The 15,584-nt window shown below is 66.0% G+C and carries 16 protein-coding genes and 1 pseudogene; 5 read left to right on the forward strand and 12 right to left on the reverse strand.

What is annotated here, in order from left to right; translation table 11 throughout:
- Positions 1-294, reverse strand: a pseudogene (locus tag VF649_RS14925) (lipase); the annotation flags it as partial.
- A gap of 40 nt (positions 295-334) precedes the next feature.
- Between VF649_RS14925 and VF649_RS14930 the strand changes: the two are divergent.
- Genes VF649_RS14930 through VF649_RS14940 form a run of 3 tightly spaced genes read left to right on the forward strand, consistent with a single transcriptional unit; the run spans position 335 to position 3,946 of the window.
- Positions 335-1,288: a histone deacetylase gene (locus VF649_RS14930; protein WP_331012763.1), complete on the forward strand. Its 954-nt coding sequence runs from the start codon at positions 335-337 to the stop codon at positions 1,286-1,288.
- Positions 1,285-2,655, forward strand: coding sequence for a deoxyribodipyrimidine photo-lyase (locus VF649_RS14935; RefSeq protein WP_331012748.1), 1,371 nt, complete (start codon positions 1,285-1,287; stop codon positions 2,653-2,655). Before VF649_RS14930 ends, VF649_RS14935 begins: the two co-directional genes overlap by 4 nt.
- A 40-nt stretch (positions 2,656-2,695) precedes the next feature.
- Entirely contained in the window at positions 2,696-3,946 is a 1,251-nt protein-coding gene (locus tag VF649_RS14940) for a cyclopropane-fatty-acyl-phospholipid synthase family protein (RefSeq protein ID WP_331012749.1), read from the forward strand.
- 75 nt (positions 3,947-4,021) lie between these two features.
- Here VF649_RS14940 and dcd read toward each other — a convergent pair whose 3' ends face one another.
- From dcd to VF649_RS14955, 3 genes are read right to left on the reverse strand one after another with little or no spacing between them, the layout of a single operon-like run.
- Positions 4,022-4,576, reverse strand: a complete 555-nt coding sequence (gene dcd, locus VF649_RS14945) for a dCTP deaminase (RefSeq protein WP_331012750.1) — start codon at positions 4,574-4,576, stop codon at positions 4,022-4,024.
- A 21-nt stretch (positions 4,577-4,597) separates the two neighbouring features.
- The gene (locus tag VF649_RS14950) at positions 4,598-5,050 is read right to left on the reverse strand and encodes a cytidine deaminase (protein ID WP_331012751.1); all 453 of its coding nucleotides are present in this window, start codon (positions 5,048-5,050) and stop codon (positions 4,598-4,600) included.
- Positions 5,051-5,057: 7 nt separating this feature from the next.
- Positions 5,058-5,540, reverse strand: coding sequence for a UPF0262 family protein (locus VF649_RS14955; protein ID WP_331012752.1), 483 nt, complete (start codon positions 5,538-5,540; stop codon positions 5,058-5,060).
- A gap of 133 nt (positions 5,541-5,673) precedes the next feature.
- On the opposite strand from VF649_RS14955, the gene VF649_RS14960 reads away from it, so the two are divergent.
- On the forward strand, positions 5,674-7,188 hold the full coding sequence (locus VF649_RS14960; protein ID WP_331012753.1) for a replicative DNA helicase: 1,515 nt from the start codon (positions 5,674-5,676) through the stop codon (positions 7,186-7,188).
- A 28-nt stretch (positions 7,189-7,216) separates the two neighbouring features.
- On the opposite strand, the gene VF649_RS14965 is transcribed toward VF649_RS14960, so the two are convergent.
- From VF649_RS14965 to cobA, 5 genes are all read right to left on the reverse strand, one after another.
- Positions 7,217-7,987 carry a phosphoadenylyl-sulfate reductase gene (locus VF649_RS14965; RefSeq protein ID WP_331012754.1) on the reverse strand — a complete coding sequence of 257 codons (771 nt, stop codon included), beginning with the start codon at positions 7,985-7,987 and terminating at the stop codon, positions 7,217-7,219.
- Positions 7,980-8,396, reverse strand: a complete 417-nt coding sequence (locus VF649_RS14970; protein ID WP_331012755.1) for a DUF934 domain-containing protein — start codon at positions 8,394-8,396, stop codon at positions 7,980-7,982. The genes VF649_RS14965 and VF649_RS14970 overlap by 8 nt, the downstream gene beginning before the upstream one ends.
- 129 nt (positions 8,397-8,525) lie before the next feature.
- Positions 8,526-10,160 carry a nitrite/sulfite reductase gene (locus VF649_RS14975; RefSeq protein WP_331012756.1) on the reverse strand — a complete coding sequence of 545 codons (1,635 nt, stop codon included), beginning with the start codon at positions 10,158-10,160 and terminating at the stop codon, positions 8,526-8,528.
- A gap of 1 nt (position 10,161) precedes the next feature.
- Complete coding sequence (locus VF649_RS14980) at positions 10,162-10,500, reverse strand: DUF2849 domain-containing protein (protein WP_331012757.1); 339 nt, start codon at positions 10,498-10,500, stop codon at positions 10,162-10,164.
- Positions 10,497-11,285 carry a uroporphyrinogen-III C-methyltransferase gene (gene cobA / locus VF649_RS14985; protein WP_331012758.1) on the reverse strand — a complete coding sequence of 263 codons (789 nt, stop codon included), beginning with the start codon at positions 11,283-11,285 and terminating at the stop codon, positions 10,497-10,499. Before cobA ends, VF649_RS14980 begins: the two co-directional genes overlap by 4 nt.
- A gap of 134 nt (positions 11,286-11,419) precedes the next feature.
- Here cobA and VF649_RS14990 point away from each other — a divergent pair, with 134 nt between their 5' ends.
- Positions 11,420-11,845 carry a hypothetical protein gene (locus VF649_RS14990; RefSeq protein ID WP_331012759.1) on the forward strand — a complete coding sequence of 142 codons (426 nt, stop codon included), beginning with the start codon at positions 11,420-11,422 and terminating at the stop codon, positions 11,843-11,845.
- Between the two features lie 28 nt (positions 11,846-11,873).
- On the opposite strand, the gene VF649_RS14995 is transcribed toward VF649_RS14990, so the two are convergent.
- The 3 genes from VF649_RS14995 to VF649_RS15005 form a co-directional block, all read right to left on the reverse strand.
- Entirely contained in the window at positions 11,874-14,243 is a 2,370-nt protein-coding gene (locus tag VF649_RS14995) for an ATP-dependent helicase (protein WP_414713693.1), read from the reverse strand.
- An 80-nt stretch (positions 14,244-14,323) separates the two neighbouring features.
- On the reverse strand, positions 14,324-14,878 hold the full coding sequence (rsmD, locus tag VF649_RS15000) for a 16S rRNA (guanine(966)-N(2))-methyltransferase RsmD (protein WP_331012761.1): 555 nt from the start codon (positions 14,876-14,878) through the stop codon (positions 14,324-14,326).
- Between the two features lie 170 nt (positions 14,879-15,048).
- A partial coding sequence (locus tag VF649_RS15005; protein WP_331012762.1) for a pseudouridine synthase occupies positions 15,049-15,584 on the reverse strand: 536 nt, incomplete at its 5' end.

A 15,584-nucleotide genomic window follows, 5' to 3' on the forward strand; every position in this document is an offset into this window, starting at 1 on the left:
GCCGATTACGAACCCGCCACCATGGAAGAACACCAGGACCGGGCCGGGTGCGCGATCGGTGCGCGCATCGTAGAGCCGCAGCGGGATCGTGCCGCCATCGGGGCCGGGGCAGGACAGGTCGCGCAGGACCGCCAGTTCGCCGACATCGGCATCGACCAGCGATCGCGAGGTGCGCATCATCCGTCGCGCCTCGACCGCTCCGACTTCGTGGCTGGCCGGACCGGGAAGCGCATTGATGTAATCGAGAAAGGCCCGCACGTCGGGCCGGACATAGGGTTCGGTCGGATCGGTCATGCACTTCTCTCCGGGCGGGGGCGCGCCTACCTACGACCAGATGCTGCATGTCGTCCACCACCCGGCCTATGTTTCGCCACCCCCGCCGGGATCGCCGTACGCGTTCGACAAATATGGGCTGGTCATGGAATTGCTGGCTGAGCGCGGGGATGCGCATGTCGTTCATGAACCGCAGGCGATGCCGCGCCACTGGGTGGAGGCGGTGCATGCGCCAGCCTATGTCGCAGAGGTGATCGACTGCACCGTGCCGCGCGACAAGAGCCGGCGGATCGGGTTCGCGGTGACGGGGTCGGTGGCGCGCCGCGCGCTGTTGTCCCCCGGGGGAACCTGGCTGGCGGCGAAGCTGGCGCTGCGGCTGGGCCACGCCGCCAATGCCGCGGGCGGGAGCCACCATGCGCTGTACGATACCGGCGCGGGTTATTGCGTATTCAACGATCTGGTCATCGCCGCCAACCGGCTGTTGGCGGAGAGGGATGCCGCGCGGATCCTGATCCTGGACCTGGATGTGCATCAGGGCGACGGGACCGCGGCGTTGACGGCCGGGCGGCCGGACATCTTCACGCTGTCGGTTCATGCCGCAAAGAATTTTCCAGTGCGCAAGGCGGAGTCGACACTGGACATCGCCCTGCCGGACGGCGTGGAGGACGCGGCCTATCTGGCTGTGGTGGCCGCCCACCTGCCGCGCGTGCTCGACGATTTCCGGCCCGACCTGATCCTGTATCAGGGCGGAGTCGATCCGCACCGCGATGATCGGCTGGGGCGGCTGGCGCTGAGCGATGCCGGCCTGGATACGCGTGACCGCTATGTCATGCGCGTGGCGCGGCAGCGGGGGATCGCGGTCGCCAGCACGATGGGTGGCGGCTATGGCCATGATCGGCTGGCGGTGGCGGGGCGGCACGTCGCATCGATGCTGGCGTTGGCCGATGCGTGCGCGCGAACAGAAGCGGCATGCCGAGACGTTTCCGCCGCAGATTTCCGGAGTAGCTGCCCATGACCGACCCCGTCCTTGTCTGGTTCCGCCAGGATCTGCGGCTGGCGGACCAGCCCGCCCTGGCGGCTGCGGCGGCGGCCGGCCCGGTGATCGCGGTCTATGTGCTGGACGATGCCGCGCCCGGCGCCTGGGCGATCGGCGGCGCGCAGCGCTGGTGGCTGCACCACAGCCTGACATCGCTTGCGGCGGACCTGCATGCACACGGCGTGCCGCTGATCCTGCGGCGCGGCGATGCGGTTACCACCATCGCGGCGCTGGCGAAGGAAACCGGCGCCGCTGCCGTCCATGCGGTGCATCATTATGAACCCTGGTGGAAGGCGGCGGAGGCAGCACTGGCCGAAGCGGTGACGCTGACGCTGCACCCTGGCATGCTGCTGGACGATCCGGATCGGGTGCGGACCGGATCGGGCGGGCGGTACCGGATGTTCACGCCGTTCTGGAAGGCGTTGCGGCAGCGGATGCCGCCGCCGGAGCCAACCGGCGTGCCGCGCGGGTTGACCGGGGCGAGCGTGACGATCGCGTCCGATCGGCTGGCCGATTGGGCGCTGCTGCCGACACAGCCGGACTGGTCGACGGGCTTTGACGAATGGACCCCGGGCGAGGTCGGCGCTCACGCCCGCCTGCGTGCCTTTACCGGCAGGATCGCCGCTTATGAGCAGGATCGCAACCGGCCCGCGGTGGAGGGGACGTCGCGGCTGTCCCCGCATCTGCATCATGGCGAGATTTCACCGGCGGCGGTGTGGCATGCGGTGGCGGCGGCCAAGGCCGGCGATGCCGAACCCTATCTACGCGAGGTCGGCTGGCGGGATTTCACGTCCAACGTGATCGACATCCTGCCCGACTATGCCGACGCGAACGGGCGCGAAATCTATGACCGGATGCCGTGGCGGACCGGCAAGGCGGCGGAGGCCGATTTCCGCGCCTGGACAGGCGGGCAGACCGGATATCCGATCGTCGATGCCGGCATGCGCCAGTTGTGGGTGACGGGATGGATGCACAACCGGGTGCGCATGATCGCGGCAAGCTTTGTCGTGAAGCATCTGTTGATCGACTGGCGCCGCGCCGAGGCATGGTATTGGGACTGTCTGTTCGACGCCGATTACGGGAACAACAGTGTCAATTGGCAGTGGATCGCGGGCACCGGCATCGATTCGAACCCCTTCGGGCGGATCATGGCGCCGCTGACCCAATCGCCGAAGTTCGATGCGGGTGACTATATCCGCGCCTGGGTGCCCGAATTGGCGGATGTGCCCGGCGATGCGGTGCATGATCCGGAGGAAGCCGGCTGCCGCCCGAACGGCTACCCCGCCAAGATCGTCGGCCACCGCGAAGCGCGCGAGCGTGCCTTGCAGGCGGTGAAGGCGGTCTGACCCCCTTGCATCGCGGGCGCGGCATCGCCACTGAGCCGCGATGAACGCCGATACCCCGCGTCGGGGCGACCATCTTGTCCGCGCGGACCGCGGTTTTGCGACCGGGGGCGGGCGGTTGTCGCGTTGGTTGGCGCCCGCGTTCCACCGCGTGCTGGACCGGGTCGACCGCGGACTGGCGGAGGGCGCGATCGAAGCGACCCTGCCCGACGGGCGGCAACGCGTGCTGGGCGGACGGGCGCCCGGACCGGTGGCGATCGTGACGCTGCACGATTGGCGACCGTTGATGCGGCTGATCCTGTCGGGATCGGTCGGCTGGTATCGCAGTTGGGCCGATGGTGAATGGTCCAGTCCCGATCCGGTGCCGTTGTTCGACCTGTTCATGCGCAACCGCGCCGCATTGGGCGCGACCGCCCGGGCGCATGGCTGGGGACGGATCGTGAACCGGGCGCTGCATGCGTGGCGGCGGAACGACACACAGGGATCGCGGCGGAACATCGCCTTCCACTATGATCTGGGCAATGATTTCTACGCGGCGTGGCTCGATCCGGGCATGACCTATTCCAGCGCGCTGTTCGGCGTGCCGGGCGAGCCGCTGGAACAGGCGCAGCGGCGCAAGATCGGTGCGCTGCTCGATCGGCTGGCGACGCGACCCGGAGACCGGATGCTGGAAATCGGTTGCGGCTGGGGGAGCCTGGCCGCGGTCGCGGCGCGGGATTATGGTCTGGTGGTGACGGGGCTGACGCTGTCGGCCGAGCAGAAGGCCTTGGCCGATGCACGCCTGGCGGGCGATGCCGAAATCGTGCTGCGCGACTATCGCGAGGAAACGGGCGTCTATGACGCGGTCGCCAGCGTCGAGATGGTCGAGGCGGTCGGCCAGGAATATTGGCCGGCCTATATGCGGGCGATCGCACGCGCGCTGAAGCCGGGCGGGCGCGCCGCGATCCAGTATATCGCGATCGACGATGCCATTTTCGACCGGTACGCCGCCAGCGCGGATTTCATCCAGACCTATGTCTTTCCCGGCGGCATGCTGATTTCCGAAAGCCGGTTTCGCGCAGCCGCGGCGGCAGCGGGGCTGGAATGGCGCGACCGGACGGGATTCGGACTGCATTATGCGGAGACGCTGAAGATTTGGCGCGGGCGGTTCGATGCTGCCGTCGCGGAGGGGCGGCTGCCGGCCGGGTTCGATGACCGTTTCGTGCGGCTGTGGCGCTATTACCTGATGTATTGCGAAGGCGGGTTTCGTGGTGGCGGGATCGATGTGGCGCAGGTGACCCTGGTCCGGCGATGACGGGCCGGGAAACCTGTCCAGCCGATCCATCCGGCCCTCATCGGACCCGGATGGGTGGTCAGTCCCGGCGCAGGATCAAAGCCGCGGCAGGGTGACGCCGCGCTGTCCCATATATTTGCCGGCACGGTCCGCATAGCTGACCTCGCAGGGTTCGTTGCCTTGCAGGAACAGGAATTGGCACGCGCCCTCATTGGCGTAGACCTTCGCCGGCAACGGCGTGGTGTTGGAAAATTCCAGGGTGACATGCCCCTCCCAGCCCGGTTCCAGCGGCGTGACGTTCACGATGATGCCGCAGCGGGCATAGGTCGATTTGCCGAGGCAGATGACCAGCACGTCCTTGGGCACGCGGAAATATTCGACCGTGCGCGCAAGCGCGAAGCTGTTGGGCGGGATGATGCAGCAGTCGGTGCGGCGATCGACGAAGCTGTTCGAGTCGAAGTTCTTGGGATCGACCGTCACCGAATGGACGTTGGTGAAGATCTTGAACTCGTCCGCGACGCGCGCGTCATAGCCGTAGGAGGACAGGCCGTAGCTGATGCAGCCATCGCGACGTTGCGCCTCCACAAAGGGTTCGATCATGCCGTGCTGCTCCGCCTGTTCGCGGATCCAGCGGTCGGATTGAATGGCCATGTCGTATAGGTTCCCGAAACGTCAGATGCCGATCCCCAGATCCTTCGGGCCGAAGGCATAGGGAAGCAGGTCAGACAGATGATGGCGTTCGACCTCGTCCCCCTCGGCCGATCCGCAATAGACCATGATGTCGCGGCCGCCGATCTGCGCGGCCTCGTTCAGGATCTGGCGACAGCGGCCACAGGGGCGGATCGGGCCGGTGCCGGTGATGCCGCCGGCATGGATCATGCCACCGATGATACCGATCGCGACCACGTCCGCCAGCCGGCCGGCGACGTTGACCGCAGCGATGGCGACCGTTTCGGCGCAAAGTGACAGGCCGTAGCTGGCATTTTCGAAATTGGTGCCGGGCACGACGGTGCCGTCGCTGAGCAGCACCGCCGCGCCGACCGCGAACCGCGAATAGGGCGCGTGCGCGTTGACGGCGGCGGTGCGCGCGGCGTCGATCAGCACCTGACCGGCGACCTCCGCCATCGAAACCTCAACCACGGATATGCAGCACGCAGATCAGCGTGAACAGCCGGCGGGCGGTGTCGAAATCCACCTCGATCTTTCCTTCCAGTCGTTCTTTCAGCATTTCGGCCGCGTCATTGTGGATCCCGCGGCGGGCCATGTCGACCGTTTCGATCTGTTGCGGCGTGGCGGCACGGATCGCCTGGAAATAGCTGTCGCAGATCGCGAAATAGTCGCGGATCGGGCGACGGAAGCGCGCCATGCCGAGGATCAGCGTCTCCAGCCGCTCGCCATTGTCCGCCTTGATGTCGATCGCCAGCCGCCCTTCCTCGGTGGACAGCGCAATGCGGAACGGGCCGGCATAATTTTCAGGATAGGGCCGCAGCGGCTTGAAATAATTGCCTTCCAGCAAATCGAAGATCGCGATGCGACGTTCCTGCTCGACATCCGCGTTACGCCACAGGATGCTTTTTTCGTCGAGGTCGACGGCGATGATGCGCGGATCGGACATAGGCAGGACCTGCGCCTAGCCGAGCGCGCCGCCCGCTGCAATCGACCGCGGATTATCCACAGGTCCGTCGAAAGCTGTGGGCAGTCCGCCGCTGGATGGTTGAGGCAGCGGGGGAAACCGACGATGAAGAGGGATGGCCACCGCTTTCCCCTATCCCGTCGCGCCGGTCGCGGCCGAACCGACCCTGCCGCACAATGTCGAGGCGGAGGCCGCGCTGCTGGGCGCGCTGATGATCGACAACCGGCTGCTGGAGGATGTGCAGCTGAAGCTCCGGCCCGATCATTTCTACGAATCGGTGCATGGCCGCATCTACGAAGCCATTATCCGGATGGTCGACAAGAACATGATCGCCAATCCGGTGACCCTGCGTCCATTGTTCGACGCCGACGTCCAGATGCGCGAGCTTGGCGGACCGAGCTATCTGGCGCAGCTGACCGGATCGGGCGCGGCGCTGATCGGAGCGCGGGATTTCGCGGCGCAAATCTATGATCTGGCGCTGCTGCGCGCGCTGATCGGAGTCGGGCGCGACATGGTGGAAACGGCGTTCGACACCAGCGAGTCGGTCGACCCCAAAGGGCAGATCGAGAGTGCCGAAACCGCGCTCTACAAGGTGGCGGAGGAGGGCGGCGAACAGGGATCGGTCAAGACGTTCGCACAGGCGACGCGGATGGCCATCGAGACGGCGGAACGCGCGCTGCAATCGGGCGGACATCTGTCGGGCATCACCACCGGGCTGGACAGCGTGAACAGCAAGATGGGCGGCCTGCACCGGTCCGATCTCATCATCTTGGCCGGGCGGCCGGGCATGGGCAAGACGTCGCTGGCGACCAACATCGCGTTCAATGCGGCGATGCGGCTGGTGCGCGACCGCGCCGACGGGATCGAGGATGCCAAGTCGGTCGGCGCGGCGGTGGCGTTCTTCAGTCTGGAGATGTCTTCGGACCAGCTGGCGACGCGCATCCTGTCCGAACAATCCGGGATCAGTTCGGAAAATCTGCGCATGGGCAAGATCAGCCAACAGGATTTCCGGAACCTGGCGCGCGCGGCGGCCGAGCTGGAAAATCTGCCGCTGTATATCGACGACACGCCCGGCCTGACGATCGCCGCGCTGCGGACGCGTGCGCGGCGGTTGAAGCGGCAGCGCGGCATCAACCTGATCGTGGTCGATTATCTGCAGCTGTTGCAGGGATCGGGCAAGTCGAGCGACGGCAACCGGGTGCAGGAAATTTCGGAAATCAGCCGAGGTTTGAAGACCTTGGCCAAGGAACTTCATGTTCCCGTCATCGCGTTATCGCAGCTGAGCCGTGCTGTCGAAAGCCGCGAGAACAAGCGTCCGATGCTGTCCGACCTGCGCGAGTCTGGGTCGATCGAGCAGGATGCCGACATGGTGTGGTTCGTGTACCGCGAGGAATATTACATCAACTTCGCCAAGCCGAAGGAAGCGAGTGCGCATGAGGGCGACAGCCTGGCGTCGGTGGCGGAATTCGAGGATTGGCAGCGCAAGATGGCCGAGGCGCATGGGCGGGCCGAGCTGGTGATCGCCAAGCAGCGCCACGGCGCCACCGGCACGGTGACGTTGAAGTTCGAGAGCAAGATCACGCGATTCTCGGATCTTGCGGACGAGAGCTATCGGTCGCTGGAAGAGTGATCAACGTCTCTCCCGCGGGTTGCGAGCGTCAGAACGCTGGTTCTTCGCCGGGTTTCTCGCTGACGTGGATGCCGCATTCCATCTTGTCCCAGCCGCGCCAGCGGCCGGCGCGGGGGTCTTCGCCTGGGCGGACCTTGCTGGTGCAGGGTTGGCAGCCGATCGAGAGATAGCCCTGTTCGACCAGAGGATGACGGGGCAGCTTGTGCTCGCTGAAATAGGCGTCGAGATCCGGCTTGGTCCAACTGGCGAGCGGATTGATCTTCAACCGGCCATGGCCATCGGTCTCGTCCAGTTCGAATCGCGGAAGCGCGGTGCGGGTCTTGGCCTGGAACCCCTTCCGCCCGCTGATCCATGCGTCGAACCCGCGAAGCGCGCGGGCGAGCGGTTCGACCTTGCGGATTTCGCAACAGCCATCGGGATCGTAGGACCAGCGTAGCCCCGTCGCATCGCGCGCGCTCAACAGGGCGGGATCCGGGCGATAGACGCGCAGGTCGGTGAAGCCGAGCTGTTCCGCGAGCGTGTCGCGATAGGCGAGGGTTTCGCCGAACATCTTCTGGGTGTTGGTGAAGATCAGCGGCACATTGCGGTCGATCTGCGCCACCAGGTGGAGCAGCACCGCCGATTCGGCGCCGAAGGAGGAGACCAGCGCGATCCGCCCGGCAAGGTCGCCGGTGAGCAGGTCGCACAGCATGTCCGCGGTGGAAACGACATCGTAACGCGCGTTCAGCGCGGCTATGTCCGCGGCGTTGAAGACGGGACCGGTGTCGATCAGGTCGATGCTGCGCGCGGGTTCAGCCATGACGTAGCGCCCATACGGGCGCACGGCCATCGGCGGCCTTTTGATAGACGTCCGGATAACGATCGAGCGCGCGGGTGAGCGCGGCGTCGTCGATCGGGGCGTCGGGCGCGAAGCTGTCATAGCCGCAGCGGCGCATCAGCGGGAGCTGGTCGACCAGCACGTCACCCTGCGCGCGCAGTTCGCCCATGTAGCCGGCCTCGCGCAGGATGCGGCCGGCGCTGTAGCCGCGGCCGTCGCGATATTTGGGGAAGGCGACTTCAATCAACGACAGGCGACCGAGATGCGGCAGCAGCGCGCGCGCGTCGTCGGCGGGTTCCAGCCGGACGGCGGTGGCGTTGCTTGCCCCCAGGAAATCCGCGAGCGGGACGGGGGGAGATTGCGGGGGGGCGTCGGTACGGAAGCGGATCATGACCGGCCCCGCAGTCCATTCGCCGCGTCATCCCGGCGCAGACTTGCATCTCTGGTGGCCGGGTAGAAGCCCGCCGCAGGGAGATCCCGGCCTGCGCCGGGATGACGATAGGCTTGGGAAGACAGGGGATCATCCATAGATCGCCTCCTTGAAGGGCTGGAGGCCGACGCGGCGATAGGTGTCGAGGAAGCGTTCGCCGGGTTCGCGCAGGCCGCGATAGGTTTCCACGGCTTTTTCCACCGCGTCGACCACGCCGTCCTCGGAAAAACCGGGGCCGATGATGCGGGCGATGCTGGTGTCCTCCGCCGCGGAGCCGCCGAAGGAGAGCTGATAATTTTCCTCACCTTTCCGATCGACGCCGAGGATGCCGATGTGGCCGGCGTGATGGTGGCCGCAGGCGTTGATGCAGCCGCTGATCTTCAGCTTCAGTTCGCCGATATCGCGCTGGCGATCGGGATCGGCGAAGCGTTCCGTGATCTTTTGCGCGACCGGGATCGAGCGGGCGTTGGCGAGGCTGCAATAATCGAGGCCGGGGCAGGCGATGATGTCGGTTACCAGATCGAGATTGGCGGTGGCGAGACCGGCGGCGGCCAGCGCATCCCAAAGGTCACGAAGGTCACGCCTTGCGACATGGGGGAGGACGATGTTCTGGGCATGGGTGACGCGCAGTTCATCGAAGCCGTAGCGTTCCGCCAGATCGGCGATCAGGTCCATCTGGTCCGCGGTGGCGTCGCCGGGGATCCCGCCGGTCGGCTTCAGGCTGATCGTGACGATCGCATAGCCATCCTGCTTGTGCGCGGCGACATTCTGGTCGACCCAATGCGCGAAATCCGGATCGCTGCGGTCGATCGCCGTCGGCAAACCGGATTCGAACGGCGGCGGCGCGAAAAAGGCGGCGATCCGGTCATATTCGGCCTGCGGCGGATCGAGCCCGAGCGTCTTCACATGCGCCCATTCCTCTTCCACCTGGCGGGCATATTCCTCCGCGCCGAGTTCGTGGACGAGGATCTTGATCCGCGCCTTGTAGATATTGTCGCGGCGCCCGTAGCGGTTGTAGACCCGCAGGCAGGCCTCGACATAGCTGAGCAGATCGTGGGTCGGCACGAAATCGCGGACGACATGGCCGATCATCGGGGTACGGCCCATGCCGCCGCCGACCAGTACCCGGAAACCAAGTTCGCCGGCGTCGTCGCGGCGCAGTTGCAGCCCGATATCATGCAACTGGATCGCGGCACGGTCCTGTTCGGCACCGATGACAGCGATTTTGAACTTGCGCGGCAAGTAGCTGAATTCCGGATGAAAGCTGGACCACTGCCGGAGCAGTTCGGCCCAGGGCCGCGGATCGCCGACCTCGTCCGCGGCGGCGCCGGCATATTGATCGGACGAGATGTTGCGGATGCAGTTGCCGGAGGTCTGGATGGCGTGCATCTCGACGGTCGCAAGTTTTTCCAGGATTTCCGGCGTGTCTTCCAGCTTGATCCAGTTGAACTGGAGGTTCTGGCGCGTGGTGAAATGGCCATAGCCGCGGTCGTAGCGGCGCGCGATGTCGGCCAGCGTGCGGAGTTGCCGGCTGTCGAGCGTGCCATAGGGGATGGCGACGCGCAGCATGTAGGCATGGAGCTGCAGATACAGGCCGTTCATCAGCCGGAGCGGCTTGAACTGGTCTTCTGTCATCTCACCCGACAGGCGGCGGGCAACCTGATCGCGGAAGTCGGCCACGCGCGCATCGACCAGGGTCTGGTCGTAAGTGTCGTATCGATACATGTCAGCGGGCCTTCGCTTCGGACGGGGCGTCGGCGTTCGATTGATGCGCCGCACGCGTCTTCAGGATCGGGATTTCGGGGTGGATGCCGAAGGCGGGGTGGACGGTCGGGCCCGCGGCGCGGATGCGATCCTTGATATGCGCGGGCATCGGGCCGTCGGACGTCATGTCGGCGTCGATGACATAGGGCACGTTGACGCGCAGCGCCTTTTCCTCCGCCGCCGCGATCGCATCGCCGTCTGCGCCGACATCGACCGCATCGAACAGATGCAGCGACCAGCCGTCGCCGGTCCACCAGACGACGTCACCGGATGCGAGATTCTGGCCAGTCAGGATTTTCATGCAAAAGCCTCGGCTTGGGCGGCGATCTTGTGGAGCCGGTTATCGGCGTCGGATAGCAGCACCACCTGTCCGACGACGATGATCGCCGGGCTCCGCACCTGTTCGCGTGCCGTCATGTCGCCCAGGTCCGCCAGCAGCGTGCGCAGCGCACGCGACCCGTCCAGCGTGCCGCGTTCCAGCACGGCCACCGGCATGCCGGGCGACACGCCGTCCGCCATCAACTTGTCGGCGATCGCCGCAGCGTTGGCGATGCCCATGTAGATGACGAGCGTCCGGCCGGCGCCCGCCAGTCCGGACCAGTCCTGATCCGACAGCCCCTTGCACTGGCCCGCGACGAAGCTGACCGCGGACGACCAATCCCGGTGGGTGAGCGGCAGCATTGCTTCCGCTGCGCAGCCAAGGGCCGCCGAGACGCCGGGAATGACCTCCACCCGGAGACCGGCGGCGCGCACCGCCTCCACCTCTTCGCCGCCGCGCCCGAACACGAACGGATCGCCGCCCTTCAACCGCACCACGATGCTGCCAGCGCGGACATGGGCGACGATCAGGGCGTTGATCCCGTCCTGCGGCACGGTGTGGCGGCTGCGTTGCTTGGCCACCGAAATCCGTTGGGCGCCGGCCGGTGCATGGTCGAGCACGCGCGGATCGATCAGCCCGTCATGCACGACCACGTCCGCCTGTCGCAGCGCATCGACCGCGCGCAGCGTCAGCAGGCCCGGATCGCCGGGTCCGGCACCGACGAGGATGACACGGCCGCGTGCCGCAGGATCGAGGAGACTTGCCATGCGGCGGAGATGGGCGGGGCCGGGCGCGGAAACAATCGGCGATTGCTTGATCCCGGCAAAGCTGGGCTTGGGCTTCGATGCAGCCAAGGCGCTCATCGCGGGTTCAGCGGGCATGGGCCAGAAGGATGAAAATCATGCGTAAGGTGAGACAGATGAAAGCTTTCATGCTGGGCGGTGCGGCGCTGATCGCTGCCGCCATCGCCGGTCCGGCGCTCTCGCGGCCGGCGTTGACCGGGCAACAACGACTCGACAAGGAATTGGCCGGCTACACCGCCGGAACGCCGGTACGGTGCATCGATTACGGCCTGGTGCGGTCGAGCGAGATCATCCCGGGCGTCGGCATCCTGTATAATTACAGTGGCCGGCGCAAATATCTGAACGTGCCGAAGTCGGGCAAGAACTGGCTGCGGTGGGACACGATCCCGGTGACGACGCTATACGGTGGGCAACTCTGCCGGATCGATTCGGTCAGGCTGATCGACCGGGGTACGCGGATGCAGTCCGGCTTCGTGATCCTGGAGGATTTCATTCCCTATACGAAGGCCAAGCAGGCGCCCTGATCGATCGTCAGGGCGTCGCATCGCCCCGTCAGGCCGGCTGGATGAAGCTGTCCAGCACGCGTTTGCGGCCCGACAGCTCGAAATCGATGTCGAGCTTGTTGCCCTCGATCTCCGCGATCGCGCCATAGCCGAACTTGGTGTGAAACACGCGCTGCCCCACCGCGATGTCGCTGCGCGGTTTTGCGGCGAAGCTGGTCGGTGATGTACGTGCCTCCACGACGCGGGCGGGGCGCAGGTCGACACCGGTGGCGGCCGCCCGTTGCCACCCTGGGCCGCGCCCCTCGGACCGGCCGAGATGCGCGAACGGATCCTGATGTTCGGACCATTGTGCGCGCCATAGCGACTCGCCGCCGGCCATGGTGGTTTCCTGGTCGACATGGTCCGAAGGCAGTTCACCCACGAACCGCGACGGAATGGACGAGGTCCATTGCCCATAGATGCGGCGATTGGCCGCGTGGAAGATGGTGCACCGCCGGCGGGCGCGGGTGATCGCGACATAGGCCAGCCGCCGTTCCTCCTCGACGGCGGCGGTGCCGCCCTCATCGACCGCACGTTGCGACGGGAACACGCCTTCTTCCCACCCGGCGAGGAACACGGTGTCATATTCCAGGCCCTTGGCGGCGTGGATGGTCATGATCGTCACCTTGGCCTCATCGGCGGCGGCGTCGTTGTCCATCACCAGGCTGACATGTTCCAGGAATGCGGACAGCGTCTCATATTCCTCCATCGCACGGGCGAGTTCGGTCAGATTTTCCAGGCGGCCCGCCGCCTCCGCCGATCGATCGGCCTGCAGCATGGCGGTGTAGCCGCTTTCGTCCAGCATCTGGCGCGCCAGTTCGGCATGGCCCAGTTGCCCCAGCCGATCGCGCCAGCGGGCGATATCGCCGACCAGATTGCCGAGCGACTTGCGCGCCGCCCCGGTCAGTTCGTCGGTATCGAGCAGGCGCGCGGCGGCGTGGCTGAGCGGCAGTCCCTGCGCGCGGGCGACCATATGGATCTTCGCCACGGCCTTGTCGCCCAGGCCGCGCTTGGGCACGTTGACGATCCGTTCGAACGCCAGATCGTCCGCCGGCTGGCTGATGACGCGCAGATAGGCCAGCGCATCGCGGATTTCCGCGCGTTCATAGAAGCGGAAGCCGCCGACGATGCGATAGGGCATGCCGATCGCGATGAACCGGTCTTCCAGCTCGCGGGTCTGAAATTGCGCCCGGACAAGGATCGCGACCTGGTCCAGCGTGCCGCCACGGCGCTGATGGCCTTCGATGTCATCCGCGATCCGGCGGGCTTCCTCCGGTCCGTCCCACACGCCGACGACCTGGACCTTCTCGCCCTCGTCGGCATCGGTCCACAACGTCTTGCCGAGCCGCCCGCCATTATGCGCGATCACGCCGGACGCGGCGGCCAGGATGTGCGGCGTCGACCGGTAATTCTGTTCGAGCCGGATGATGACGGCACCGGGAAAATCCTTCTCGAACTTCAGGATGTTTTCGACCTGCGCCCCGCGCCAGCTATAGATCGACTGGTCATCGTCGCCGACGCAGCAGATATTTCGGCGAGTCTGCGCAAGCAGCCTCAGCCAGAGATACTGGCTGCTGTTCGTATCCTGATATTCGTCGACCAGCACATATTTGAAGCGATTCTGATACAGGTCCAGCACGTCGCGGTGGGTCTTCAGGATGACGAGCATGTGGAGCAGCAGGTCGCCGAAATCACAGGCGTTCACCGCACGCAACCGCGCCTGGTATGCCGCATAGAGTTCGCCGCCGCGGCCGTTGGCAAAGGCTTCCGACTCCGCCGCATCGATGTCACCCGGCACCCAACCGCGATTCTTCCAACGGTCGATCAACCCGGCCAGCAGCCGTGCGGTCCAGCGTTTCTCGTCAATCTCCGCGGCGACGATCAGTTGCTTGAGCAGCCGCAACTGATCGTCCGTATCGAGAATGGTGAAGTTCGATTGCAGCCCGACCAGTTCGGCATGGCGGCGCAGCATCTTGGCGGCGATGGAATGGAAGGTGCCGAGCCACGGCATGCCTTCCACCCCATCGCCCAGGATCCGGCCGATCCGTTCGCGCATCTCGCGCGCCGCCTTGTTGGTGAAGGTGACGGCCAGGATCTCGGACGGCCACGCCTTGCGGGTGGCGACGAGATGCGCAAGCCGTGCAGTGAGCGCGGAGGTCTTGCCGGTCCCGGCGCCGGCGAGAACAAGCACCGGACCTTCGGTGGTGAGAACTGCCTGCCGCTGTGGCGGGTTGAGGCCGCGCAGATAGGCGGGTTCGAGAGTCGGGGCGGAGAGCGGTTGAGTCACCCGTGAACAGGTAGGGAACGGTGTGCGTGGGGGCAAGCGGGTTGAGAGGCGACCCGGTTGGCCTCGCCTGCCGGGCACGTCATTCCGGCGCATGCCGTAGTTCGTTCGGACTTGGGGTAGGCGCTTCACCTGAGGGAGGCCCCGGCTTTCGCCGGGGCGACGGGATGGGGCGGCTAGTCGGGCTGCGTCCAGCGCAGCAGGGTCAGCTTCGCCTTGCCGTGGACGCGATCGGTGTCGATTGCGAACCCCTTGGCGGTGACGGTTTCGGCCTTGGCGGTTTCGACCGAGATCAAGGCGGACGGCGCGATCCAGTTCAGGCGGGCGAGGCGTTCGAGAAGCGCACCGCCGCCGCCGGACTGATAAGGCGGGTCCATCAGGATGAGGTCATAGCGGGCGCCGTGATGGAGCCCCAAGGCCTCCACGCCCTGTGCGCGGACATCGGTGGTACCGGCGGCGGACAGCTTGGCGATGTTCGCCTTGAGCGCATCGAGCGCTTTCCGGTCATTTTCCACGAAAGTCGCATAGGCGGCGCCGCGCGACAACGCCTCCAGCCCCAGCGCGCCGGTGCCGGCGAACAGGTCGAGCACGCGGACGCCTTCGAAACTGCCGAAGCGGCTGGCCAGCATCGAGAACAGCGCCTCGCGCGTGCGATCGGACGTGGGGCGCGTGTCGTCGCCCGGTGGGGATTGCAAAGGGCGGCCGCGCCAGGTGCCGGCGATGATACGCATGGTGATGGGTCCGAATGTTGGAGGTAAAATCTATGAACCAGACCGCTCATGCCGAGTAGGGGCTGAGCGCAGGCGAAGACCCGTATCGAAGCCGCCGTGGGGATGATCCTTCGACACGCAGCTTCGACTGCGCTGAGCCCCTACCCAGGATAAGCGGACGGGATAAAGCCTCAGTCCTTCAGCGTCTTCCGGAACGCGACCAGTTCGTGCTGCGGGATTTCATCGACATAGCCGGGTGGCAGGTCGGCGAGCGGGAAGGGGCCGTAGCTGGTGCGGATCAGGCGGCTGACCTGCACGCCCAGATGTTCGAGAACGCGCCGAACCTCACGATTCTTGCCCTCGCGCAGCCGCATTTCGACCCAGCCGTTGCGGCCGGTGCGACGTTCGAGATTGGCATCGATCGCGCCGTAGCGGATACCTTCGATCTCGATCCCGTGGATCAACTCCTCCAGCTGCGCCTGGCTGATGTCGCCGAATACGCGCGCGCGGTAGGTGCGTTCGACACCGGTGGCGGGAAGTTCGAGCTGGCGTTTCAATCCGCCATCGGTGGTGAGCAGCAGCAGCCCTTCGGTATTCAGATCGAGCCGCCCGACCGGGACCAACCGCGGCAGATCGGTCGGCAGCTTGTCATAGATGGTCGGCCGTCCCTTGGGATCACGTTCCGCGGTCAGCAGGCCGGCGGGCTTGTGATAGCGGAACAGGCGGG

This window comes from Sphingomonas sp., from assembly GCF_036387535.1.
In the GTDB taxonomy this organism is placed as follows: domain Bacteria; phylum Pseudomonadota; class Alphaproteobacteria; order Sphingomonadales; family Sphingomonadaceae; genus Sphingomonas_R.

Excerpts from the sequence above, each read along its gene's own strand:
- VF649_RS14965 (WP_331012754.1), bottom strand. The coding sequence starts at position 7,987 with ATGGCTGAACCCGCGCGCAGCATCGACCTGATCGACACCGGTCCCGTC.
- VF649_RS14930 (WP_331012763.1), top strand. The coding sequence starts at position 335 with ATGCTGCATGTCGTCCACCACCCGGCCTATGTTTCGCCACCCCCGCCG.
- VF649_RS14995 (WP_414713693.1), bottom strand. The coding sequence starts at position 14,243 with ATGCGCCGGAATGACGTGCCCGGCAGGCGAGGCCAACCGGGTCGCCTC.
- VF649_RS14975 (WP_331012756.1), bottom strand. The coding sequence starts at position 10,160 with ATGTATCGATACGACACTTACGACCAGACCCTGGTCGATGCGCGCGTG.
- VF649_RS14980 (WP_331012757.1), bottom strand. The coding sequence starts at position 10,500 with ATGAAAATCCTGACTGGCCAGAATCTCGCATCCGGTGACGTCGTCTGG.
- VF649_RS14960 (WP_331012753.1), top strand. The coding sequence starts at position 5,674 with ATGGCCACCGCTTTCCCCTATCCCGTCGCGCCGGTCGCGGCCGAACCG.
- cobA (WP_331012758.1), bottom strand. The coding sequence starts at position 11,285 with ATGGCAAGTCTCCTCGATCCTGCGGCACGCGGCCGTGTCATCCTCGTC.
- VF649_RS14970 (WP_331012755.1), bottom strand. The coding sequence starts at position 8,396 with ATGATCCGCTTCCGTACCGACGCCCCCCCGCAATCTCCCCCCGTCCCG.
- VF649_RS14955 (WP_331012752.1), bottom strand. The coding sequence starts at position 5,540 with ATGTCCGATCCGCGCATCATCGCCGTCGACCTCGACGAAAAAAGCATC.
- VF649_RS14940 (WP_331012749.1), top strand. The coding sequence starts at position 2,696 with ATGAACGCCGATACCCCGCGTCGGGGCGACCATCTTGTCCGCGCGGAC.
- VF649_RS14990 (WP_331012759.1), top strand. The coding sequence starts at position 11,420 with ATGCGTAAGGTGAGACAGATGAAAGCTTTCATGCTGGGCGGTGCGGCG.
- rsmD (WP_331012761.1), bottom strand. The coding sequence starts at position 14,878 with ATGCGTATCATCGCCGGCACCTGGCGCGGCCGCCCTTTGCAATCCCCA.
- dcd (WP_331012750.1), bottom strand. The coding sequence starts at position 4,576 with ATGGCCATTCAATCCGACCGCTGGATCCGCGAACAGGCGGAGCAGCAC.
- VF649_RS14950 (WP_331012751.1), bottom strand. The coding sequence starts at position 5,050 with ATGGCGGAGGTCGCCGGTCAGGTGCTGATCGACGCCGCGCGCACCGCC.
- VF649_RS14935 (WP_331012748.1), top strand. The coding sequence starts at position 1,285 with ATGACCGACCCCGTCCTTGTCTGGTTCCGCCAGGATCTGCGGCTGGCG.